General features: G+C 34.8%; 10 protein-coding genes. 7 read left to right on the plus strand and 3 right to left on the minus strand.

The annotated features are described in order from the left end of the window. Positions 1-68 precede the first annotated feature (68 nt). The 7 genes from B0A81_RS04955 (at position 69) to B0A81_RS04985 (ending at position 23415) form a co-directional block, all read left to right on the plus strand. Entirely contained in the window at positions 69-16736 is a 16668-nt protein-coding gene (locus B0A81_RS04955) for a T9SS type B sorting domain-containing protein (RefSeq protein ID WP_165768036.1), read from the plus strand. Positions 16737-16779: 43 nt separating this feature from the next. Then, positions 16780-17754: a PorP/SprF family type IX secretion system membrane protein gene (locus B0A81_RS04960; RefSeq protein ID WP_233206951.1), complete on the plus strand. Its 975-nt coding sequence runs from the start codon at positions 16780-16782 to the stop codon at positions 17752-17754. A gap of 165 nt (positions 17755-17919) precedes the next feature. Then, positions 17920-19107, plus strand: a complete 1188-nt coding sequence (locus tag B0A81_RS04965; protein ID WP_089056998.1) for a phosphoglycerate kinase — start codon at positions 17920-17922, stop codon at positions 19105-19107. A 111-nt stretch (positions 19108-19218) separates the two neighbouring features. Then, complete coding sequence (locus B0A81_RS04970) at positions 19219-21057, plus strand: LysM peptidoglycan-binding domain-containing protein (protein ID WP_089056999.1); 1839 nt, start codon at positions 19219-19221, stop codon at positions 21055-21057. A gap of 46 nt (positions 21058-21103) precedes the next feature. After that, the gene (locus tag B0A81_RS04975; protein WP_089057000.1) at positions 21104-22072 is read left to right on the plus strand and encodes a DUF4837 family protein; all 969 of its coding nucleotides are present in this window, start codon (positions 21104-21106) and stop codon (positions 22070-22072) included. A gap of 102 nt (positions 22073-22174) precedes the next feature. After that, entirely contained in the window at positions 22175-22816 is a 642-nt protein-coding gene (locus B0A81_RS04980) for a DUF1579 domain-containing protein (RefSeq protein ID WP_089057001.1), read from the plus strand. Positions 22817-22968: 152 nt separating this feature from the next. Beyond that, positions 22969-23415 (plus strand): GNAT family N-acetyltransferase, encoded by a 447-nt coding sequence (locus tag B0A81_RS04985; RefSeq protein ID WP_089057002.1) that lies wholly within the window; start codon positions 22969-22971, stop codon positions 23413-23415. A gap of 142 nt (positions 23416-23557) precedes the next feature. Here B0A81_RS04985 and B0A81_RS04990 read toward each other — a convergent pair whose 3' ends face one another. From B0A81_RS04990 to B0A81_RS05000, 3 genes are read right to left on the minus strand one after another with little or no spacing between them, the layout of a single operon-like run. Then, positions 23558-24361, minus strand: coding sequence for an OmpA family protein (locus tag B0A81_RS04990; protein ID WP_089057003.1), 804 nt, complete (start codon positions 24359-24361; stop codon positions 23558-23560). 3 nt (positions 24362-24364) lie between these two features. Next, complete coding sequence (locus tag B0A81_RS04995; RefSeq protein ID WP_089057004.1) at positions 24365-26002, minus strand: S41 family peptidase; 1638 nt, start codon at positions 26000-26002, stop codon at positions 24365-24367. A 2-nt stretch (positions 26003-26004) separates the two neighbouring features. Continuing rightward, positions 26005-26835, minus strand: coding sequence for a DUF4349 domain-containing protein (locus B0A81_RS05000; protein ID WP_089057005.1), 831 nt, complete (start codon positions 26833-26835; stop codon positions 26005-26007). Positions 26836-26907 lie beyond the last annotated feature (72 nt).

Below are 26907 nucleotides of genomic sequence, written 5' to 3' on the forward strand. Positions count from 1 at the left end.
TAAATACTAATTATTTTGCTTTATGACGCCCCTCAGACAGCAAGATGAAAGTAAACAATAGATTGACTATGAAAAAACCTACTATTTTAAGAACGCTGATTTTTGCCGTTGCAATGTTATTTAATTTTGTGTCCCATTCGCAGAATTTAATAGCATTCGATTCTAAGTTCGATAAGAACTTGAACGAGAATGTATTTTTTAAAGCTGCAAATCAGCTCGACAACTCAATTAGTTTAAGTGATAAAAAAGAAACGTCAAAAACTGAAGCTGTCGCAGAACTTATTAATCCTATAATTCCGTATGCACAAATACCGTATGCAGGGCAAGTTGTAGAATGTCCAAATGATGGAAAAAAACTGCCTAAATTATTTTTATGTGGTGGAAACGATTCTCGACCTATCGACATAAAAATAACAGATGCTCAATCTATTGTTTGGGAAAGATTTATTTCTGGAGGTAGTTGTGTCACAGTTTCAAACAGTGATTGTGCTAATGAAAATGCTGCACCATCTTGCTGGGTACAAGTCGGAACTGGAAAAGATTTTTTAGCAAACTCTGCTGGACAATTTAGAGTAAAAATAGTAGATAAAGCAGGTGCTCCTAGTGTTTTCTATTTTAATGTATATCAGAATACTTTAATTCCAACGGCTGTTACTAAAAGCGATATCATTAAAAATAGTTCCGGAACATGTCAAATTGATGGTAAAATTACCGTTGGTGGTTTCGGAAATGGTTATGAATATAGTTTTACTACAACTGGAGCTCCTGGAAGATGGCAACCAGGTAATACCTTTACTACCAGTACTCCGGGTAATTATACTGCTTTTATCAGAATAAAAGATGTAGTTGGGTCATGTGAATTTAAAGTTATAAATCTAGATATTAAAAATGTGACGCTTGCAGTCACTACAGAAATTGTTTCACCAAGATGTTTCGATGGTAAAGGAAGTATTAAAGTAATTAAAAATGAAGCCACTAAAGAATATATTTATAATATTTATAAGCCGGTAAACAGTACAAGTCCTTTAACATTTTACAATACTAAAGTTGGTGAATTTGATTTTACATTTGATGATTTGGATCCTGGTACATACAGAGTAGAAACATTAGATAAGATTACAAAATGTGTGATTGATAATAAAACGAATGTAGTTATACCAAATGCCCCTGCTCAGTTAACATCAACTTTGACTAAGGTTGATTTTACACCTTGTAATTCCGGTTCTATTACAGTTACGGCAGGAGGAGGAGTAACTCCTTATCGATATTTAGTTGATATTGATAATGGTGGATTTGTTCAGAACGGGACAAAAGTAATTACAACAGTAAGACCAGGAGTTTACACAGTGCGTGTTATAGATGCTAATGGATGTTCTATTGATAAAAAAATTACTCTTGATGAAGTAAATAAACCGGTTTATACAATTACAAAAACCGATGGGGATTGTGCAAATCCTAACGGATTTATAACTGTAGATGTTACAGATAATAATGGATTTGCTCTTGAGTATAGTATCCTTGGTGGTCCTTATGCGACAGCAACATATACAACTTCTGGATCGGTAAATGGTGCAAAAGAAAGTAAAGTTTATATTAATCTTCCTCCAGAGAATTATATTATAAGTGTTAGGTACAAAAAATCTGGAGTTAATAGTGGAAGAAGTTGTACGGATCCTGATTTTCCTATTGCAATTGGTCTTACTACCGCTTTAACGGCATCTGCAGGAGTAGCAGAATTATCTGGTTGTGGTCCTACAGGAAATGTACAACAAGGAAAGGTTAGAATCACAAATGCTGAGGGAGGTGTTCCTTTCACAGCACCTAGGGGGCCTTACGAATACAGTTACGATGGTAAAAAAAACTGGACAACTGATAAAGAGGCCTATGTTGAACCTGGTACACATGTTTTTTACATCAGAGATGCCAAGTGTGAAATTCCTTTAAAAGCAATTACTTTATTGAGTCAGCCTGCCCCGCCAACAATATCAGTTGATAATCCAGTTTTTAATTGTGATGGTTCCGCAACAACAACTGTAACTGTTAAAAATGAAGGAAGCCCAACGACCCAATTTACTTATGACTATTTTATAGATGGTGCTCTTAATACTAATAATCCAACAAATATTTTTAAAAATGTAACACAAGGAGATCATACGATATCAGTAAGTTATAATGTTGTAAACGTTCCTACTGAAAGTGTTTTGTTAAATGAAACTTTTGGTGCAGGACCTGATGTTAGTTCTCCTGGTATTAATCCTAATTTTTGTTGGGAGAGACAGGTAGAAGCCACAAAATGTAATAATGATAAATTATTTGGTAATGGTGAATATACTGTTACTAGTTCTTTAAGAAACAATCCTTATGGTGGTTGGTGGAGTCCTAAAGATAATACTAGTAAAGGTGCCAACACTAATGGAAGATTTTTGGCAGTCGATGCTGGAAATGCAATTCCTAATAATGCGGTTCTTTACAGAAAAACCATTAAAGATATTATTCCAAACGTACCTATTAAGGTTACGTTTGTTGCTACCAATTTACTTATAAAGACCAATACTCAGCCAGATGCTTCACTTACTGTAGAATTACAAAATGGTTCAGGGGTACCTTTATCTTCACAATCTACAGGAAAAATACCAAAAACAGAGTCTTGGGTTCCTTATACGAGAACTATTGATCCAGGTAATAATACTACTTTAGATTTTGTATTGCGATTAGAGCTTTCTCAGGTTAATGGTATTGATTTCGCAGTTGATGACTTGGTAGTTACCCAAATGCCAAAAGCGTGTAATACAGTAGCTAATTTCCCGGTTTATGTTGATGGAAGTAAGGCTTTCTTTGCTGGTATAACAGGATATAAAGATGTAAGATGTAGTGGTGAGCAAAATGGAGAAATTACATTATCAGCTAAAAACTTTGACGCTGCAAAAGGATTCCAATATTTGGTAGCAGGTGATCCTGCTGGCTGGCAGACTGTAATCCCAGTTCCTGCTGCAACAAGCGGTAGTATAACGTTGAAAAATTTAGCCAGTAAAATTTACAACATTAGTATTCGTTACGATAACACAGCTGGCAGTTGTGTTTTTCCAGTAGCTCAGGAAATTAAATCTCCAAAAAAATTAAAAGTAGATGCTTGGGTAGAGCAGGTATTAAAATGTTCCGCTGGAGCAATTATTAAGGCTAAGGCAAGTGATGGAACTCCTGGTTATAAATATGAATTAAGAGAAACAGACGGTGTAACGGTTGTAAAAGCTTTTCAGGATTCAGATACATTTCTAGATATTAAAATAACTGGAAATTATAAAGTTGTAGCCAAAGACTTAAACGATTGTGAGACAGAAGTTTTGGCATCTGTGGATATTGTTGCTCCAGTAAAACCAAAATTAGAGAATATTACATCAAATGTATGTTTTGATAAGAACACAGGAACGAATATTACGATAAAAGTTACAGATGGAGTACCAGATTATACCTATACAGTAAAATATAATGGAGGTAATCCAATTGGGCCAAGTGCAACATTTACCGGACCTAATTTTACCTATAAAGCTGCGAACGAAGGATCTTACGAATTTATAGTTACAGATAGTTTTGGATGCAGCTCAGATCCAATTACTCAAGTTATAACTGCTCAATTACTTGCAGTGACTCCCGTTACAACTCCGCTTGATTGCGATCCCGCACCAGCAAATCGTGCAGTAATTACGGGAACAATCGAAGGAGGTAAAGCACCTTTTACAGTAACAATTACTACTGGAGATAAAACAGGAGATTTGGTGCCGCCTACTACAACTGGAAATACTTTTACGTATACTACAGCGGTGGCTGGTAATTATACTTTTACAATTAAAGATGCAAATAATTGTACAACAACCAGCGATGCTAAGATAGAGGCATTGGTTCCAATTACATTGTCATCAACAGATGTGAATCCAAAATGCAGCAGTTCTTCTGACGGAACAGTATTATTGAAACCAGGTGGAGGATCGGGTAAATTTACTTACAGTAGAGATGGAATTTCTTATGACAATACATCATATTATACAGGTCTTAGTGCTGGTGTAGAGTACACTTTTTATGTAAAAGACGACAATAAATGTACAAAAAGTATAAAGGTTACTTTAACAGCGCCAGATCCAATTAGTGGTACAGCAACAATAACAACTCCGTATACTTGTGACAGCCCTGCTACAATAACTGTTGGCACAGTAGTTACAGGAGGAAATGGTGTTTACAAATACACGCTGAATAGAAATGGAGTTGCATTAATTACTCAGACGACAAAGGTTTTTGATAATATTTCTGTAGCAGGAGATTACACAGTAACTATTACAGATAGTAATTCATGTACATTTACAACAACACCAAAATTAACTATTGTAGATTTGAATCCTCCAAAGGGAATGACAATTTCGACAACTACAGCAGCTACCTGTCCATTGAAAGAGGGAAGTGTCACGATTACTAATGTTGTTGATGCTACAAATACTCCTTTACCAACTGCAGGTTTAGAATATAGAATTGTTTCGCCAACAGCAACAGCATTTCAACCAAGTAACGTATTTGATAATATTAAAGCTGGTGTTACTTATAAATTTGAAGTAAGAGATGCTAATAAATGTACATTTGAAAAAACGCATTTAATAGATTTGCCTAAAGACTTTACAGTAACAGGTACTCCAACTAATATAAAATGTTTTGGCGCTTCTGATGGTTCTGCTATATTTACGGTTAGTGGAATGGTTGTAGGTACAAGCTACTCATATTCAGTAGATACAACACCACCAATAACAGGATCGGGTACTTCGACAACTGATCCTTTTGATATTACTGTTTCTGGATTAGGTGCAGGTTTACATACTATTGCCGTTACAAATTCAGTTACAAAATGCATAGTTAGAGAAAAGGTAACAGTGGCAGGTCCGGCATCTGCATTAAAATTGGATCCTTCAGATCTTACACATGTTACCTGTAAGGTTTTAGGAACAGCAAAAATTAATGCTGTAGGCGGATCAGGAACTTATACATACACTGTTACACAAAAAACGCCAGTTGCTGGAACAGCAATTATTCAAACGAATGATAATCTGTTTAAAAACTTAGCGGCAGGAACTTATAGTGTTTCTGTAACCGATGGTACAGGATGTAATGTAGCGGGTACAGATTTTACGATTAACCCTGAAGTAAAACCAATAGCAAGTATTGATGGATCTTCGGTTTACTGTGCCGGCGGAAGTGGAGCAACTTTAAAAGTAAATCCTAATACACAAACAAATTACACCTACAGCATTAATAAAGGTACATCAAAAGGTGATGGAACTTTCTCAGGATTAACACCTGGAAAATATACAATTAGAGTTACAGATACATCTACCGGATGTTTTATAGATTTAGATGAAGAAATTATTGCTATTCCAATTTCAGCTTCAACTAAATTACTGGCAGATCTAGATTGTGATGTAGCTCCAGCTTCTTCGGATGCGTCAATTGAAGTAACAATTTTAGACGGATATCCAGATTATAAATACAGACATAATACAACAGGAGTTTTTTCTACAGAAGCGTATACTGATGTTGCTGCAGGATCGAATACATTTACTTTTGATACCGGAGCTTCTGGAACTCATTATTTTGAAATTACAGATAAAAAAGGTTGTACAACTATTGTTTCTAGAGTAATTAATGTAAAAGAAACGCCTAAAGCAGTTGCTGCACCAACAAATCCGAAGTGTTATAATGGAACCGATGGTTCTATTGTAGTAACGGCAAGTTTAGGTTTGTCACCTTATACTTATGAAGTTTCAACTACTTCTGCAACAACTGGTTTTAGTACAATGCTAACAAATAAACTTAGTAATGTTGGCGCTGGTACTTATTGGATTAAAGTTACTGACTCTAAAAAATGTTTTGTTGTAGTTTCACAAACACTAACTAATCCAGCAGAATTAACAGCTCATGCAGATGTTACTACTCCATTAACTTGTGGACCATTAAATGGAACGCAATCGGCAACAATTACAGTAACAATTGATAATCCAGGAACACCATTTACAGGTCCTAATAAATATTTATACAGTTATAATGGTGTATTACCAGCTGTAACTTCAAATACGTATACAACAACTACATCGGGCACTGTTTCGGTCGTGGTATACGATGCTAATAACTGTCCGTTTACAGTCGTTGATTCACCAGTTATTGAGGCATTAGATGCGCCAAAGAACATGACATTTGTTGCACCGGTACCAGTTACATGCGCGCCGGGTTCTGATAAAACTAATTTAACGGTTAAAGTAGATAACGGTGTTGCTCCATTTAAATTTGAAATAACAGACACTGATGCCACAGTTGTACCAACAGCTCCTATTGCAACTGGAGTTCTTACACAAGATCATACTTTTAATAGTCTTGCTCCAGGTAAATACTACTTTAAGGTTACTGATGCTAATAAATGTACTACCGACGGAGAATTTACTATTGATAAACCACTACCCGTTCTGGTAGACGGTTCATTAGTTTCGAATGTAGTTTGTAAAGGATCATCTGATGGTAAACTTACCTTTACAGTTTCAGGTAATTCAGGAACATTTACTTATGAACTTAGAAATAGTGCAAACGCTCTTGTACCTATTATTCAATCTACGCAAACAGTAAATGTGATCGATTATATTGGATTACCAGCAGAAACATATACAATAACAATTACGAATCCAGTAACTAAATGTACAGCTTCAAAAACAATAGAAGTAAAAGAAGCTTCAGTGAAATTTGCATTTAATTTACCTACAATAATACCGATTACTTGTTCACCTAATAATGGTAAAGTAGTTATTAATACAGTTGGTGGATGGGGTAATAACAGATACACACTTACCTTGCCAAATGGTACTGTAGTAGGACCGCAATCGAATTCAACATTTAGCAATTTGACTCAGTCAGGAACGTACGGTATCTCTGTTACAGATTTAAGTGGCACTGGATGTACAATTACTAACACATTTGATGTTGACGCTCCAATACAACCAGATGCGAGTATTGATGTAGATGCTTCAGATTTGTGTTATGATGAAACAGGAAAAGCAGAAATCGTTGTGATTCCTGCTGCTGTGTCGCCATCATACAGGTATAATATAAATGATGGAAATTACCAGGTTAGCGGTACTTTCAGTAATCTAATTCCTGGTTCTTATGTTGTCAAGGTAAAAGATATGACTACAGGTTGTATTTTAACATTACCTGCACAAACGATTGAAACAGAGTTAAAATTTAATGCTGGCCTGAATATAGCAGCAGATTGTAAGGGTCAGAATACCGAAATTAAAGGTACCGTTTCAGGAGGAAAAGAACCTTATACATATACTGTAACTATAAATGGTACAGTAGATGCAACTGTTAGAACAGTAACAGGTAAAACGTTTTTATACACAGATCCAAATGCTGCAAACGCATCAATACACACGACTTATTTATTTACTTTAACAGATAATTCTACCGGTAAGTGTAGTGTAACTTCTACAGTAGAAGTAGCACCAAAAACAGACCCTGCATTTACAGCTGCTCCAAACTCTACTATTTTATGTAATGGTGCAGAAACTGGTTCTATAACCGTAACTATTGATCAAAGTAAAGGAATAGGCCCTTATGAGATAAAAGTTGTAAAAGATAATTCGGCTTTAGTTCCCTCAATAGCTGATGTTGATTATGGAACTAAAACAACAGGTTTACCAGCAGGAGACTATAAAATTACAGTTACAGATAGTAAAGGTTGTTTTAAAGTTGAAACTGCTAAAATTGAAGAACCAACTAAAATTGATTTTAAATTAGTTGATACTCAAATTACATGTATTGGTGGTACTACAGGGACTACTTTTGGCTCTATTGCAGTAACATTACTAACAGGGGGTTCGAAGAATGCTGCTCCTGCAAAATCAGGGTATACATATACTTTAACAAGTAACACTAGTCCAACCCAAGTTTATAAACCTACTACAAATGAAGATCATGTATTTCAGATTTTAAATTTTGGTTCTTATGAATTAACTGTTTCTGATATAAATGATTGTTCAGTTACGAAGAAAGTAGACATGGCATCTCCAGTAGATGAAATGGAGATTGTGGTGGCGCCAGGAACTCCATCATGTACAACAGCAAGCCTAATCGTAACCGCTAAGCCAAAAATAGCTGGGGGACCATATTATTTTGCAAAGTATCCATTAGATCCATTAGATCCAAATAAATATGATTATGCAACATATGCTGGCTTATATCAAAGTGCAGACGGAGTTATTCCTACAGTACCAGCTGGAGACCCGCTTTTATTACAATCGACTTTTAATAATCTAAAACCAGGAGTAATTTATTCGTTTATTGTTTATGATTTTACGACAAAATGTTATTACTTTAAACAGGCAGAAGTTGCTACAGAAACAGCATCAACGTTAACTAGTGATGTAAAATCTGCTAATGTAACTTGTACAGGCTTGGGGAATGGAAATGTTTCCTTTACGTTTGACAATGTGCAAGGAGGTACAGATAAAGTTAAATTTGAAATTTATAATTCGTTAACCAATACGTTAGTTTCTCCACCAGTTAGCGGAACTGTAGTTTTACCACTTAAAGGCGCAAACAATGTAGGACCTCTTGTTCCTGGATCTTATTATATTTTGTTTACAGAACAGGATGCTTCTGGTGCTACCGTTTGTGTTAATTCATCAAAACCATTTACAATATCACAATCTGTTGTTCCATTAGCACTAGAGGCTAAATCTAATGTAAATGATAATTGTGGATTGAATAAAGGTTTGGTTGAAGCATTTGCGCGAGGAGGAACTCTTAGAGCTGCAGATGTTGCATTAGGGATAACAGCGCATCCTTATTTGTATCAAATTTATGCTGATACTGGAGCAGTAGGAGCTATTGATGGTACAGATCCAAATCCTATCGATGAAACAACTTTCACTACAGCGTTTGATGTAGCAACTCAAACCAGTAATACTTTCAATAAAGAATTTGGTCATTATATTGTATATGTAAGAGACGCAAATGGTTGTATTCAGAGTGCATTTGTCGAAGTAAAATTAGATGATGAACCTTTTATTACTGCTGTAGTAAACAGTTTTTGTGCTAATGAAGGTTCTTTTGCTATCGATGTTGAGTTAACAACAACAGGTATTGGAACTCATTATTATAATTTAGACAATACAGGATTTGTTCAAATACCTTCAGCAAAATTCTCTATTCCTAACCTTTCGTCAGGAAATCATAGTATAAAGATTAAAGATTTTAACGGATGTGGTAACACAGTAACTTTACCGCTTATTGTTGAGCCTCTTACGATCAAAGCAAGTTTTACAACTCCTCCTAAATGTGAGGATACAGATGGCGAAATTACCGCGGTTGTAACTGGAGGTGCTTTGCCAAACAATTTAGAATATACTTTAGAAAAAACTTCATTGCCAGCGATTACAAATATTGTACAAAACAATGACCCTAAATTTGTAGGCATTGGAGCAGGAAATTATAAGATTACAGTTAAAGATCTTACTACAACGTGTTCAAGATCAACAACCGTAGATTTAGTACTTCCAACTCTTATAGATTTGGTAGCAGCAGATATTAGTACTACTCCTGTAGATTGTACTGGTGCGCAAGGAACAAAGAATAACGGAACACTTACTGTAAATTTAAAAGCAACTAATAATAATCCTGATTACACATATATATTAACACCGGTTTTACCTGCTGGTGCTGCAATTTCGCAGCCAAATAATAATGTATTTACAGGATTAAGTGCAGGAGATTACACTGTAACTGTTAAATCAGGAAGAGGTTGTGAGAAAACAGTACCTGCAAATGTACCAGCTCCACTTGCAGTGGTTGCTAGTGCAGTTGCAACACCATTCAGCTGTGCAGTAGATCCTGCTATAACGACAGTTGTTGTAACAGGTTTAGGCGGTACAGGAAGTTATAATTTTAGTAAAAATGGAACTGACTACTTTGCAAGTAACAGTGCGACGCCAGATAATAAATACACATTTGAAATCGGAGATATTGGAACCGTTCAAAATCCGATTTATTGGGTAAAAGATTCAAATGGATGTGTGCAAACAACAACCTTGACAACAGCATTACAGCCGTTGCCAAAACTAATATCTGCAACTGCGGCAAGATCTAGTCTTCCAGATTCTCAAATTGATTGTTTAAACAATCGAGAGTTAATTGAGGTTACTGTAGTAGGTGGTTCAGTACCGACTAATTTGAAGTATGAAGTTTCTGTAAACAGTACTCCATATTCAATTATTTCGACATCTTCAGCATTACTGACTATTAACTATCCCGCCACAACTGCTGGTGCGACTTACAGATTTAGAATAACAGATAATGTAACTGGTTGCGAAATTTTGACAAATTTATACAGCGTACCATTATTCAATGCAATCAATGTAGTAGCTACAACAGTTGCAGATGTTGAATGTAAATCGGCGAAAAACGGAAGTATTCAAATTACTGTATCAGGTTATTCAGGACCATATACATACGAAGTTTTTGATGGAGCAACTGCAGTAGCAGGATCTGCAGGAACTCATGATACCGCAACTTCGAATCCGTTCATAATTCCATTCGGATTGGGACAAGGAGGAAATTATACAGTTAAAGTTGTAGAACAAGCTTACCCAAACTGTAATACAACTTCTACTGCTGTAATCGTTAAAGAACCAGCAGCTGCTTTAAACTTAGATCCTTTAGATGTTACACCATTAGGTTGTTCAACTGATGGTGCGGTTACAGTTACCGCTCAAGGCGGATGGGGTAATAATGTTTATACACTTACACCTCCATCAGGTCCTGCAATAGTTAATAATGATGGTATTTTTGGAAACCTTAGACTAGATGGACTATATGGAGTATCTGTAAAAGATGCTAATGGTTGTGTCGATACAGACTTATTTACTTTAGTTCTTCCAACTCCTCCAATAGCGACTATTACAGCAACATCTGACTATTGCTATGATGCTGCAAATAAGGCAACATTGGTTGTAAAAGCATCGTTAGGAGTAGGCCCTTATCTTTTCAGTATTGATAATGGTGATACATTCTTACCAAGTAACACTTTGCCTTTACCAGACGATACTTATACTTTTAGTGATTTATCTCCAGGTAGTTATGATATTTTTGTAAAAGATGCTTATGGATGTCAATCTTTAGTTTCTGAAAAAGCAGATATTAAATCGCAGCTTTTTGCTTCAGCAACAAACGAGAAAGATATCTTCTGTGCAGGTACAGTTGATGGAACTATTAAAATTACTGCCGTAGGTGGTTATGGTTCTTATACTTATACCGTTAAGAATCCTGCTGGCGTAGTATCTGCTCCAACAGCATTCCCAGCAGGATTAGACACTGCTTATTATACAGTTCCGGCTGCAGATTCAGGAAACTATGAAATTGTAGTTTATGATGCAAAAAATTGTTCTTATGTAATTACAAACGCAGTTGTTATGAATCCGCCAACTCCAGTAGATTTGTTAATAACAGATATTGATATTACACCAGTAGATTGTAACGCTCCACAAGGAACAAATAACAACGGTACTATTACTGTGAATTTAAGACCAGTAAATGATAGCGATAGTTATAATTATACACTTACACCAACAACACCAGCTGGTTTACCTAAAACACAAAGTATCAATGTGTTTAGCGGATTAGCTCCTGGAAAATATAAGGTAAGTGTTACTTCAAACTTAAATTGCGAAGCAAATGTAGATGTTGAAATATTAGATCCTGTCGCAGTAACAGCAACTGCTGATGCAGTACCATTTAGTTGTACCGTAGATCCAACTAAAACAACCGCAGTTGTTACAGGTGGAGGTGGTACAGGTACTTATACTTTCAGTATAGACGGTATTCGTTATTTCGCAAGTAATAGCATACCTGCAGATAATAAATATACATTTGAGTTAGGAGATAATGGAAGTGTTCAAGATCCAACTTTTTATGTAAAAGACTCAAAAGGTTGTATACAAACAACAACATTGACTACGGCACTAGATCCATTGCCTAAATTAATTTCTGTTGTTGGTCTTTTTGGTACTGACATGGATTGTCTTAATAATAAACAAGAAATAAATGTGACCATCAGTGGTGGAAGTAATGTACCAAATCCGTTTACTTATAACGTATACAAAGACGGTACATTTATTGACGGACCACTTCCAGTTACAGGAAATAAATTTACTTATGATGCTTTATCAGTAGGAAGCTATTATGAGTTTGAAGTTTTGGATAATAACACAAAATGTAGTTTAAAATCTACTTCATACGAAATTCCAGTTTTCGACAAAGTAAAAGTTGTTGCAAGCACTTTTGCAAACGTAGATTGTAGCGGTAATAATTCTGGTTCAATTGAAATTAATATCTTAAATTATTCTGGAAAATATGATTATGCAGTTTATAACGGAACAACTCCAGTAGCTGGAGCTTCAGGTTCTCATGATACTGCTACTTCTAATCCATTTGTTATTCCTTTCGGATTAGTTGAAGGAAACAATTATACAGTAAGAATTGTAGAAACTGATTTCCCAAGTTGTCCTGCAACTTCAAATTCAGTTATTATTACTGAGCCGGATCCTTTAGATTTAAGCGGATTTAAGGTAAGCGTTAAAAATCAGAACTGTCATGATTTAAAAGCAGTTCTTACTATTGACGAAACAACAATTGTAGGAGGAACATCTGTATATATGTATGCAGTAGTACCTACAACAACGCCGCCAACAATTCCAGCAGGTGGAGATTATAATCCATTTACTACTATAGAAATTGCTACAAGTGAGGTGTCTCCGAAATTCGATTCTTACGATGTATATGTAAGAGATGCACAAAATTGTTTTGATCATGTAACAGTTAACATATCACGAGATCCAATGCCAAGTATTACTTCGGCAATACCTACGCAATGTCCAAGTACAGCAGGTACTTATGATATTCCTGTAATAGCATCAGGATTTACTCCAAATCTTCAATACAGTTTAGACGGAAACAGCTGGGGAACAAATAGTATTTTGGTAGTAAAAACTACAGGAAAACATACTGTATATGTTCGTGACGAGAACAAATGTGTGGTTACTCAAGATGTTATTATTTTAGAGCCATTGAAATTATTGTATGATATTACTGGTAATCCTACTTGTAATGGAAATCAAGGTGAAGTAACATTGATTCCATCTGGTGGTACAGTAACACCAAGTTATGAATACACTAAAGACAATTGGTTAAATACTCAAACAACACCTGTATTTAGTGGCTTGAGTCCTGGTAAATACACATTTAGTGTTAGAGATACAGGAACAAATTGTACAAAAGACGTAGAAGTTGTTTTTGAAATTCCAAATACAGCGATCGACTTTAGTTTAACTCCATCAAAAGTACTTTGCAACGGAGGAAGTACAGGAAGTATTACTGTAAATATGGCCGCTCAAACAACAACAGTAAACAATAATCCTGTTTATACTTACGCAATCGATCCATCACCAATTGGAACGGTTTTAGTTGGTAATGTATTTACAAATCTTCCTAAAGGAAGGTATACAGTTACAGTAACTTCAGGAAAAGGTTGTCCAGTTGACAAAATTATTGATGTTGAAGAACCGTTGGCAATCACAATTCCTAATCCAAATGTATTAGAATTTGGATGTACAACGATAAATAAAACGAATAATGCAACAATTACAGTTGGTCTGCCATCTGGTGGTTCTAACGATTATAAAGTTTATGAATTTTTGAAAAATGGAAATCCTATTCCAGTTCAAAGAGGAGATAATCCTGTTTATATCGAATCTGATCTATTAGGAGGTAGCTATGTAATCAATGTTTACGATACTAATGGTTGTTTAGGAACAACAAATGCAGTAATCAAACCATTCGTGGCTATTGATTTTGCAACTCCTTCAGCTATTACAGTAACTAAGGAAAATACTTGTATCAATGATCAAGAGATTCAAGTTAATGTTACCATGACGGGAACAACAACTCCTATGCCGGTATTGAGTTACAACGTAAAAGGAGTTAGTGCAGGAAGCACATATGATGTTATAAATAATGATGGTGCCTTCTCTGGATTAACAATAGGAAATTATTTAGTTAAAGTTACTAATCTTAGTACAGGATGTGTACTAACAATGATTCATTATGTTAACGATCCAAATACATTTGAGTTAGTGGCAGATAATATTAAAAATGTTATTTGTTATGGTAGCTCAACAGGAAGTGTTGATTTAACGATGGTAGACAAGGAACTTATTCCAAGTAATAATGCAGGAGCATTTCATTACACTATTACGGGACCAATAACTGCTGCTGGACCGCTAATTATTAGTGGAACATCAGGAGGTGCTACAATAAATATTCCTAATTTACCTGCTGGAAGATATACAGTTAAAACACAATTAGTTGGACCCCCAACTTGTGATGTTGAAACTAGTTTCTTGATCGAACAGCCGGAATCTGCGTTGGTATTATCAGAAATTCACACTCCAATTACTTGTGATCCTGGTAATGATGGTACAATTCAGGCAGCTGCCGAAGGTGGATGGCTAGGTGGAGACTACCTTTATGAATTGGTAGGTCCAGTTAGTGTTGCATACTCAACTCAATCTTATTTCGAAAACTTAAAAGACGGAGTTTACACGTTAAATGTTAAAGACATTAATGGATGTACAGATACTAAAACAATAACATTAAAAATTCCAGATCCAATATTGGTAACTGCTAATGCAACTGTTGGTAATTTACTGTGTAATGGTGATAACAGTGGTGAAATTACAGTTGATCTTCCAACAGGAGGACAGGGAACTAATTATTTATATATTCTAAATTACCATTCTGTAGTTCCTGCAGTTTCATCTGCACCTCAAAGTTCACCTGTTTTCTCAGGACTAACAGCTGGAACATATTCAGTAACAGTTGTAGATGGTCTTAACTGTGTTTCACAACCAAGTGCAGACGTAGTAATAAATGAGCCATCTAGAGTAGAAGCCGAATTAAAACTGGCTACAGGAATAACTTGTAAAACAAGTGCAACATTGACTTTAAGTGCAATTGGAGGAACTGGACAATATGAATACAGTATAGACAAAACTTTTGCTGTAATTGCGGGTCAATTCTCTTCATCAGTAACATTTGCTGTTGGATTAGGTGATCATCAGTACTATGTAAGAGATTCTAGAGGATGTATTGGAGCGATCTCTAATAATATTACCATAAATCCTGTAACACCTTTAGATCTTAAGCTAGATTTAATCAATGCAGTAGTTTATTGTAAAGGAAGTTCGACAGCAGTGATTGATGCTGAAGCAGTAGGCGGTTTAGGAAATTATATATATACTTTACTTGATAGCGCAGGCGGAATAGTTAGACCAGCGCAACCTACAGGTTACTTTGATCTGCTTCCAAAAGGAGTTTATGTTGTAAGAGTAGACAGTGGTGATTGTCAGTACTCTTCACAAGCAATAACAATAAATGAACCTGCAGAAGCATTATCTGTTACACCAACAGTAACCGATGTGACATGTTTTGGAGCTGACGATGGTAAAATAGTAATCGCTGCAACTGGAGGAACAGGAGTTATTAAGTATGCAATTTCTCCAAATTTAGGTTTGTTCGATACTAAATCTGTCTTTGATCATTTAGTTCCAGGTTTATACCAAATTATTGTTCAAGACGAAAATTCATGTTTCCAAATTATTGAGCGTGAAATCAAAGAACCAACAGTTTTAGAGGCGAAAGTAGTAGGGCCTATTATACAAGAAATATGTGATGGAGATAAAGATGGTGCATTTACCATAGAAATTACTGGAGGAAAACCACCTTATAGTATTAGTCTTGATAATGAAAACGGAACTTATGCACCAGTTATTGGTACACAGCATAGTTTTGCTAACCTTAAAGGAGGAGCACATAAGGTGTTTGTTAAAGATGCTACTTGTTTAACTTCAAGAGACGTTATAATGGACAAAGCAGTTGTTCTTGATCCAATTACCGAAGTATCTTACCACTGTGTTAACAATGCACAAGCAAACATGGTAGTAGTAAAAATTAACGACAGCAATGATATTGCCGATGTTGATTACTCACTTGACGGAACAGGAACTTATCAGCCAAGTAACGTCTTTATGAATGTAGCGCCAGGAACTCACTTTATTGTGGCTAGACATACAAACGGATGTGAGACGCAAACAACAAGTTTCAAGATCGTTTCATACGAACCTTTTGCTCTTACATTAGCTGAAGATAAAGGAGTATGGAACATTATTAAAGCTACAGCTACCGGCGGTGGAGGTGATTATGAGTATAGTATTGATGGCGTAAACTTTAGCACTAAAAATGAGTTCAAAATTTACAAAACAGGTACTTACACCATAACCGTAAGAGATAAAAATGGCTGTACAGTTTCTCAAGATTACTACATTAAATACATTGATGTTTGTCTTGATAATTACTTTACACCAAATGGAGACGGCGTTTACGACACTTGGGGACCTGGATGTACAAATATCTATGACAAACTGGAATTCTCAATATTTGACAGATACGGTCGTACAATTGCTAAGTATCACTATGGTCAAAAATGGGATGGTAGATACAACGGTGCTGAATTACCTTCTGGTGATTACTGGTATGTTCTTAAACTAAATGACGAGAATGATGCAAGAGAGTTTGTTGGACATTTCACTTTATACAGATAACAAAATAAATGCCCCTATGATGTTGTCTAAAAAAATTATTACAATGAAAAAGTTTATTTTATCCTTAGTACTCATGGCTGTAACAACAAGTTACAGCCAAGAGTTAAACCTACCAGTATTTACTCAGTATTTGGCAGATAACCCTTTTGTAATTTCACCAGCTTTTGCGGGTATTGGTGATAATCTTAGAATACGTGCCAACGGCCTTACACAATGGGTTGGGATTAAAGATGCGCCCGACAATCAATCGCTGTATGCCGATTTTAGAGTTCTAGATCGTTCAGGAGTTGGTTTAAATGTCTACAATGATAAAAATGGATATACCAGACAAACAGGAGCAAAAGTTTCATTTGCACACCATTTGATTCTCGATTATTATTCAAAACAATATTTGTCTTTTGGACTTTCATACAACTTCAATACGTTTAGAATTGATATTGATGAATTTAATAACACGATCGAACGCCCAATTCTTGATCCAGCCGTAACAGACAATCGTTATACAACAAACAGTAACTTTGATATTAGTGCGCTGTATCGTAACAAAGGGTTTTATGTAAGTTTCAACGCCAATAACGTCTTAAAAAAGAACACAGATAAATATCGTGGTGTAGAACCAAGTTTGCTTTCAAACTATCAAATCTATTCCGGTTTTGTATTTACTGACGGCGAAAACAGACGTATAGAATATGAACCATCAATTTACTATCAGTATTTTGCCAGCGATAAGCGTTCAACAACCGATTTCAACTTTAAGTACAGACGTTATAATCGTTACGAAGATTATTATTGGATTGGAGTTTCATACCGTTTCTTAAACGATCAATTTCCTAAACCACTGTCAGTTGGACCAATGGTTGGTTTCATGAAATCAAAATTCTATTTTGGATACTCCTATCAAGTAATGTTCAATAATTTAGGAAGTTACAATACCGGTACACATTCAATTACAATTGGTTTTGATTTCTTCTCATCAATCAGTAACTGTCCTTGTACACAAAGTCCAGTACACGATTAATAACAACCGCAGTAAAAATTTATATTTTAAAACATTTTTTGTTTTATTTCCTAATTTACATCGTTTTCGTTGTTAATCAGCAGTTATTTTTGTTTTTTTCGAATTTAATACAACCGTAAAAGTTCTATATTTGTTTTTCTTTCAAAAAAACTAAAAAATTATCAAATGAAAACTTTAAACGATTTCGATTTTAAAAATAAAAAGGCAATTATCCGTGTTGATTTTAATGTGCCGTTAGATGAGAATTTTAATGTAACAGATACAACACGTATTGATGCAGCAAAACCAACAATTGATGCTATTTTAGCACAAGGCGGAAGCGTAATTTTAATGTCGCACTTAGGAAGACCAAAAGGAGCAGAAGAAAAATATTCGTTAAAACATATTTTAAAAACAGCTTCTCAAATTTTAGGAGTTGAGGTTAAATTTGCTGAAAACTGTATTGGAGAACCAGCACAAACAGCAGCTAAAAATTTAAAGCCAGGAGAAGTTTTATTACTTGAAAATTTACGTTTTCATGCTGAAGAAGAAGCTGGTGATGTTGCTTTTGCAAAAGAATTAGCATCTCTAGGAGATATTTATGTAAATGATGCATTTGGTACAGCACACAGAGCGCACGCTTCAACAACAATTATTGCACAGTTTTTTCCAAACGAAAAATGTTTCGGAACATTATTAGCAAAAGAAATTGAAAGCTTAAACAAAGTACTTAAAAACAGTGAAAAACCAGTAACAGCAGTTTTAGGAGGTTCAAAAGTTTCTTCTAAAATTACCGTTATCGAAAATATTCTTGACAAAGTAGATCACATGATTATTGGTGGTGGAATGACTTTTACTTTCGTTAAAGCACAAGGCGGTAAAATTGGTGAATCAATCTGCGAAGATGACAAACTAGATTTAGCACTTGAAATTTTAAGATTAGCAAAAGAGAAAAATGTGCAAGTTCACATTCCAGTTGACGTAGTTGCTGCTGATGACTTTTCAAATACAGCAAATACACAAATTGTAGATGTAACTGCAATTCCTGACGGATGGCAAGGACTTGATGCAGGACCTAAATCTTTAGAAAACTTTAAAAAAGTGATTTTAGAGTCAAAAACAATTCTATGGAATGGTCCATTAGGTGTTTTTGAAATGGAAACATTCTCTAAAGGAACAATAGCTTTAGGTGATTATATTGCCGAAGCAACAGAAAAAGGAGCATTTTCATTAGTTGGAGGCGGTGATTCAGTTGCAGCCGTAAAACAATTCGGTTTTGAAGACAAAATGAGCTATGTTTCTACTGGTGGCGGGGCAATGCTTGAAATGTTAGAAGGAAGAACTTTACCTGGAATCGCTGCGATTTTAGACTAAAATATCACATTTAACATTTTTTTGCATAGTTTTCTTCGTTAAACCATTTATTTTTGCAAAAACGAGGTCTTATAATTGTTTGAATTATAAGAGCTTAAAAAAAGATGTTATATGATTGTAAAAAAAATCTCACTAGCGGTATCTGTCCTTTTTTCGATGTCGATGTTTGCGCAGGAAACGGCAAAAACCGAATTAGAACTTAAGCCAGTTGTTAAGTTATCATATTTAGATTCAATAAAAAGCACTTTCAAAAAAGATGACATGGCAACACGCGTTGACAGTCTTTGGATGAATGAGTTAGTAAGTCTCGATATTTATGATGATTTAACAAAAGATATTCAAACCATTAACTCAGATGTTACAGTAGATGAAGAACTGCCAACAGAACTTCTAAAACAACGTCTGCAGGCAATGAATGAAAAATCACCATTTGATATTCAATACAATCAAGGTTTAGAAAATATCATAAAGTCATTTCTTAAGAATCGTAAAAAATCGTTTTCTCGATTAATGGCTTTATCTGAATATTACTTTCCAATTTTTGAGGAAACGTTTGCCAAAGAAAAAATTCCTTTGGAAATTAAATATTTAGCCGTTGTAGAATCTGCTTTAAACCCTAAAGCAGTTTCTAAAATGGGCGCTACCGGACTTTGGCAGTTTATGTACGGAACCGGAAAACAATACGCTTTAAAAATCGATTCTTATGTAGATGAACGAAGCGATGCACTCAAAGCTACAGCCGCAGCTTCAGATTACATGACCAGAATGTTTAACGTTTTTAACGATTGGGAACTAGTTTTAGCTTCATACAACTCAGGGCCAGGAAACGTAACAAAAGCAATTCGTCGCTCCGGCGGAAAAACAAACTACTGGGACATTCGTAACCATCTTCCAAAAGAAACTCAAGGATACGTTCCAGCATTTTACGCTACAATGTACCTTTTCGAATACCATAAAGAGCACGGAATTAATCCAGAAAGAGCAGTTGTTAAAAACTTTGAAACAGACACAGTTGCAGTAAAAAACCAAATGTCTTTCAAACAGATTGCCGATTTACTCGATATGCCGCAATCTCAGATTCAGCTCTTAAACCCTTCTTATAAATTAAATGTAGTCCCTTATTACCAAGGAGAGCAGCATTTCCTTCGTTTACCGAAAGATAAAATTGCCACCTTCGTTTCAAACGAAGATAAGATTTATGCCTACGTTAAATACCAATCTGGATTTAAAACAATGTCGACACAATTAGCAATGAAAGTGGCGCCAAAAGTAAAACCAGCGGTAACCAGAGAAGCAGTTACAGCATCAAAAGACATCCAATTTTATAAAGTTAGAAAAGGAGACAACTTAGGCGCAATCGCAGATAAGTATAACGTTAACATTTCTGATTTAAAAAAATGGAATAATCTTAAATCCAATGCAGTTGCATTTGGAAGAACATTAAAAATCAAATCAGAAGCAGAAACAGTTTCTAAAAACATAAAAGAGCCTAAAACTCCGGCAATTATCGAAAGAAATCACGAAGAAGCTATTGCCGCTGCTGACGAAAAAGATAAAAATGCTGTGCAAACTCAAGAGTACACCGTTGCAGCTGGAGATAATTTAGGAAACATTGCTAAAAAATTCGGTACGACTATTGCGGACTTAAAAGAACTGAATAATCTAAATTCAAATACAATTGCTTTAGGAAAAACATTAGTAGTTTCTAAAACAGTTTCTGAAATAGAAGAACCAGCATCAACTGCAATAGCACTTAATTCTGTTGATTCTTTCAAGAAAAAAGCACCATCTGCAAAAAGTTTGGGTGAAGATTATTACGTAAAAAAAGGAGATTCTTTATACAGTATTTCTAAAAAATATCCAGGAGTAACAATCTCAGATATTAAAAAATGGAATGGTATTAAAGATGAAGACATTAAACCCGGAATGAAACTTAAAATAAACGGATAATAAAAAATCTTATTTAAATTTGGGTTTTATTTCATAAATTAAGAAAATGAATAAAACCCATTTTTTATTGCTGTTAATCCCATTTTTACTATTGTCTTGCTTAAAGACAGATAAGCAGTCAGAGCCAGTTTCAGGAAAAACAAATACTATTTCTATCATTATTGACGATCAATTGTGGTATGGAGAAGTAGGCGATAGTATTAGAAACAAATTTGCCTCACCAGTTTTGGGATTGACCCAAGAAGAGCCCTTATTTACAATAAATCAATATCCGGCTAGACTACTTGAAGGTTTTGTAACAGACAGCCGCAGTATAATTGTAGTTAAAAAAACTGCAGTAGATAAATTCGAAATTACACGAAGCAAAGCCCTGCCGCATAATACATTTCGCATTTACGGAAAATCAGTTGATGATATTATTTGCAGCATCGAATTAAATTCAGCGCAAATAATCAAAATGATTCGTGATGCCGAAATCCAAAAAATTCAAGAAGACAACAGCAAATCACTATTAAACCCAGCTGTTATAAAAAACAAATTTCATATCGATCTCCAAATTCCAACCGGATATGAATACATGCTGCACAAAAAGAATTTCATTTGGCTTAAAAAAGATATTATAAGCGGCAATACAAGTTTACTTATTTATCAAATACCGCTTCATAACTTTAAAACTAAAGGAAACGTTGTTGGTAACATAATCAAAATGAGAGATTCGATTGGTTATTACATCAAAGGGCGTGAACCCAATACACGTATGATTACCGGAGAAGCTTATGCACCATATTTCTCAAACACAACTTTAGACCAAAAAGAAGCCTTTGAAACAAAAGGAACTTGGGAGCTCAAAAATGATTTCATGGCAGGACCATTTATCAATTACGCAATCGTCGATCCAGTTTATAATAGAATCTTAGTTATAGAAGGATTCTGTTATTCCCCATCCAATCAAGAAAGAGATTTAATGTTAGAACTAGAAGCCATAATAAAATCCGTAAAAATCGATAAACGTTAATTTCTAACTTTGCAGCTAAACTGCTCAAAATAAAGCATCAAACAATTCTAAATTAATATATTTCTTACTTTTGTTTTATAACAAACAATAAAACAAAGACTTATGAAAAAATTAACCACAACATTGTTATTGCTTGCATTGTGTTTTACCTCTTGTAAAAAAGAAACAAAAACAGAAGATGCCGAAAAAACAATCAAAGACAGCGTTGCTGTAGAAGAACCAGCTGCAGAACAGCCTTTAGACTCAGCAGCACAAATGAAAGCTTGGGCAGCTTATGCAACTCCAGGAAACGAGCATAAATTAATGGCCGATGAAGTTGGAACTTGGAATTGTGAAATGACATTTTGGTATGAACCAAATGGCAAACCTGAAAAAGCCACTTCAACTGCTAATGTAAAAATGATTCTTGGCGGACGTTATCAAGAAGCTATTTATATTGGAACCATGATGGGACAACCATTTGAGGGCAAAAGCACATTAGCTTACAATAATGCCAGCAAAGAATTCACCAGTACTTTTATCGATAATATGGGAACTGGAATGATGGTAGGATTTGGTAAATACGACGAAAAAACCAAAAGTATCGAATTTAAAGGCGATATGGTAAACCCAATGAACGGTATAAAAACACCTTATAGAGAGATTTATACTATTGTAGATCCTAAGACCCGAAAAATGGAAATGTTTGACATGAAAAACGGAGAAGAATATAAAAGCATGGAAATCATAATGAAGAAAAAGTAATTTTCTATTTACATACAAAGACACAAAGACACAAAGGTTTATTCAAGGAGATGGAACTTTGTGTCTTTGCAATTTCTATAAGAAATTTTAACGCAGCTAAAAAATTATATAACTTAGCGCCTTCGTGCCTTTGTGGCAAAAAATAAGGAAGAATGGAATTAAAATGGAAAATAAAGCCGTTTGAGGCATTAAATGTAAACGAGCTATATGATTTACTCAAATTAAGAAGTGAGATCTTTGTGCTAGAGCAAAACTGCGTTTATTTAGATCTTGACGGCAAAGACAAGAAAGCATTGCACCTAATTGGTGAGTACGACAATAAAATTGTTGCCTATGTACGTTTATTTGATGCAGGAATCACTTTTGATAACGCTTCAATAGGGCGAGTAGTTGTTGATGCCGATTATCGTGATAGAAAATGGGGACATGATTTAATGCGTGAAGCAATTTCTGCAATAAAATCAAACTTCAATAAAGAAAAGATTACCATTGGCGCACAATTGTATTTAAAGAAATTTTACGAAAGCCACGGCTTTGTACAATCAAGCGAAATGTATTTAGAAGATGATATTCCGCATATTGAAATGATTAGAGAATAATAAAGAGGATACTTTATTGAAATTAAAAAGCTTGGTGATTTTGTAATTTAATCTCGCAAAATCGCCAAGTTTTATAAGCAGATTCCTTTTTTACTATTCGTTTAAGACAGTAGTCTTTAATTCATGTAGTCACGAAAAAAGATTAAATCTTAGTAATCAGAAATTCAACACGGCGATCATAATTATCGCCCTTTTTTAAAGGAAATTTATTGCCGCAGCCTTGATAAGTCATTCTGTTTTTAGAGATTTTTTTAGAGCTTAAATAGTAAAAAACCGTTTTGGCACGATTCCAAGACAAGCGTCTTTCCTTTGTGTCCTTGTCAATTCCATCACTATAGATTTCCGGAGTACAGCAAACGTGACCTCTAATTTCGAACTGTATGTTTTTTTGCTTTTGCAAAAGGACCGCAATTTTGTCTAACTCCTTTTTAGAATTATTCGTAAGTTTTGCACTTCCAAGATCGAAGAGGATATTATCCAAATAAATCCTGTCACCAACCTTTAATTTATCTTTAAACGAAGAATAAACACCTTTGCCAAAACTGTTGCGTTTAACAACAATCAAATCAACCCGCCGATTTCTAGATCTCGTTTCGTACAAATTTTCGACCGTATCTGGTCGAAGCACCACACGGCCCTTTCCTTCTAAAACAACAATTTTAGTTTGATTAAATCCAGAAGCAAGCAGCAAGTCTTGAATTGTATTTACTCTGTCATGAGACAGTCGAAAATTATAATCATCACTTCCTCGATCATCGCAGTAGCCGTAAATTTGTATAGACTCAACTTTAGAGGTATCTATTGTTTTAATAAAATTCTTTACAACTTCGATCTGCTGGCTGGTAAGATCAAATTTATCGAAATCAAAATAAACCGTTTCGATAGGTTTTTGCTGTGCCGATACATTGTAAATTAAAAACAGAAATAGGGCTCTATAAAGTTTCATTCATTACATTTTTAGAATCGTTTTATATTCCGTTTGATTATTTAATACACTTACAGCCTTTTTAATTTCCGAATTATTTTTGATGTAAAACTGATACAAACCTTCCTGATATTGGTATCTTTTTATGAGTTCTTCCTGAATTAGATTTTTAATTTCTTTTTGATTTTTATCCAATAAAGTGTTTTCACTTTTCTCCAAAGCCGCTATTAACTGTTGGTATTCAGGAGCAATTGTTTCATCAATTTTCTCGTTTTTAGCAGCAGCCAAAGTATTTTTTAGAGCAATTTCAGTTTCAGTATCAAAACTAATTTTGTTCGATTTTAAGTATTGTTTAAAACTTCCGTAATCAGCATCAGTAATCACAGGAATTTTATCTCCTAAATTTGGATTCTTGTAATAATACGACGTTGCATAATCAAAAATTCCGTCATTTTTTAGAAGAGCAGTCGTAATCGGACTCATTTTTGTCTCGTCCAATTCGATATCTGGTAAAACTCCGCCGCCGTCATAAACCGTTCTTCCTTTTCTCGTTTTAAAAGCATTAAAATTTTTAGCATCCGTTTTTTGCGCTACGCCATTTTTGTCCTTATGAGCATAATCCAAAGCCTGAATACATCTTCCAGAAGGAGTGTAATATCTAGAAATAGTCACTTTTAACTGCGTTCCGTAAGTAAGATCTACAGAGCGCTGCACCAAACCTTTACCAAAACTGCGGCTTCCTAAAATAACTGCACGATCCAAATCCTGCAAAGCTCCAGAAACAATTTCAGAAGCCGAAGCACTGCGTCCGTTTACCAAAATTGCTAAAGGAATTTCAGTATCAACAGGTTCTTTGGTCGTTTTATAAGTATTATTGTGTTTCTCAATTCTCGATTTAGTAGTTACAATAATTTCATTTTTAGGAACAAATAAATTACAAATATCAATTGCTTCATTTAATAAACCTCCAGGATTTCCTCTTAAATCAAGAACAATTTGTGTTGCCCCGTCAGCCTTTAATTTTTCAAGAGCATCTTTAACTTCAGCAGAAGCTTTTCGGCTGAAGTGAGACAAAACAATGTAACCCGTTTTGTTGTCGATTTTACCATAAAAAGGAACCGATTTGATATCAACCTCGTCCAAAACCAATTCAGTAGTATACATTTTTCCCTGACGAAGGTATTTTACAGCAATTTTGGTGTTTTTCGCCCCTTTTAAAAGCTGCGAAGCGTCATCTTTAAAATCAGCAATTAAAACATCACCAATTTGTATAATTTCGTCGCCCGCTTTCAATCCCGCTTTATCAGCAGGATAATTTTTATAAGGCTCGCGAACAATTAAGCGGTCTTTTTTACGCGCTATCATAGCGCCAATTCCAGTATATTCGCCAGTATTATTAATTTTAAAATTAACAACATCCTGTTCGTTAAAGTAAACCGTGTAAGGATCTAAACTTCCAAGCATACTTTTGATAGCTTTATCCATCAAATCACCAGGATTCGTTTCATCTACATAATTAGTGTTAACCGCTTTAAATAGAGTAGTAAAAATTTCTATTTGCTTGGCAATTTCAAAGAAATCATCTTTAAAACTGGTTCCAACAAATAAAAACCCTGCCGCAACAGCCGGTATGATAAATTTCTTTTTGAAATAAGGATACATGATTATTGTTTTTTTCTTTTAAATCTTCTTCTAATAAAATAAACCGCCGCACAAACCATCAATACAAATGGCCAAACACTTAACAGCCAAATGAAAAAACTGGATAAGCCAAAAAATCCAGATTTAAATGCCGTCCAGATTTTAGCACCATAAGATGTTTTAACTCCTTCCTGTTCTGCGATTGTTTTGTAAAATTCAATAGTAACGGTACTTTCAGAAACTCGGTTTTCCAAATATTTTAGTTGACCTTGTTTCGCTTCAATTTCTTCACGAATCGCCGAAATTTGCTTTTCAATTTCTAAAATCTCACTAATTTTAGTCGCTTTTTGAAGAATTTGCAGATAACGCTCTTCCAGTTTTTGTTTCGTTTTTAATCGCGAATTCAGATCAATGTATTGTTCCGTAACATCTTCTGCCGAAATATCTTTGCGTTCAAAATACGAAACGCCTTTTGAGACCGAACTTAAAAAAGGATCAAAATTCTCACTTGGAACTTTTATAGTTAAATTTCTAAAAATAGTGTTATAATCTTTTCCTTCAGAATCACTTAGAATAGTTCCTTTATTAGCCGTAATAGCCGTTTTGATTTGATCGAAAGTTTTTTCTAAATCATTAGTTTCAAATCGAAGCGAAGCTTGTTTGATAATTTTCTGCGGAATTTCGGGCGAAGCCTCATTTTTATCTTGATCTTTTCTATTAGATTCACTTGCACCTGCTGGCGGTGGCGGTGGCATTTCTAAATTACTTACGGCAAGATCTTCATGCTTTGCATCAGCTTTATTGCAGCCCGAAAGAACTAAAAAACAACATGTTAAAAAGAAAATATATCGCATAAAGTTTCAATTTAGAGCTAAAACTACAATTTTTTTATAATTTTTTGTCTAAATTAAGATACAAAATGAGTT

The sequence above is a fragment of the Flavobacterium plurextorum genome (assembly GCF_002217395.1).
Classification (GTDB): Bacteria; Bacteroidota; Bacteroidia; order Flavobacteriales; family Flavobacteriaceae; genus Flavobacterium; species Flavobacterium plurextorum.

Bases quoted from the DNA above. Each gene is read 5' to 3' on its own strand.
- B0A81_RS04955 (WP_165768036.1), top strand. From the start codon at position 69: ATGAAAAAACCTACTATTTTAAGAACGCTGATTTTTGCCGTTGCAATG.
- B0A81_RS04960 (WP_233206951.1), top strand. From the start codon at position 16,780: ATGAAAAAGTTTATTTTATCCTTAGTACTCATGGCTGTAACAACAAGT.
- B0A81_RS04965 (WP_089056998.1), top strand. From the start codon at position 17,920: ATGAAAACTTTAAACGATTTCGATTTTAAAAATAAAAAGGCAATTATC.
- B0A81_RS04970 (WP_089056999.1), top strand. From the start codon at position 19,219: ATGATTGTAAAAAAAATCTCACTAGCGGTATCTGTCCTTTTTTCGATG.
- B0A81_RS04975 (WP_089057000.1), top strand. From the start codon at position 21,104: ATGAATAAAACCCATTTTTTATTGCTGTTAATCCCATTTTTACTATTG.
- B0A81_RS04980 (WP_089057001.1), top strand. From the start codon at position 22,175: ATGAAAAAATTAACCACAACATTGTTATTGCTTGCATTGTGTTTTACC.
- B0A81_RS04985 (WP_089057002.1), top strand. From the start codon at position 22,969: ATGGAATTAAAATGGAAAATAAAGCCGTTTGAGGCATTAAATGTAAAC.
- B0A81_RS04990 (WP_089057003.1), bottom strand. From the start codon at position 24,361: ATGAAACTTTATAGAGCCCTATTTCTGTTTTTAATTTACAATGTATCG.
- B0A81_RS04995 (WP_089057004.1), bottom strand. From the start codon at position 26,002: ATGTATCCTTATTTCAAAAAGAAATTTATCATACCGGCTGTTGCGGCA.
- B0A81_RS05000 (WP_089057005.1), bottom strand. From the start codon at position 26,835: ATGCGATATATTTTCTTTTTAACATGTTGTTTTTTAGTTCTTTCGGGC.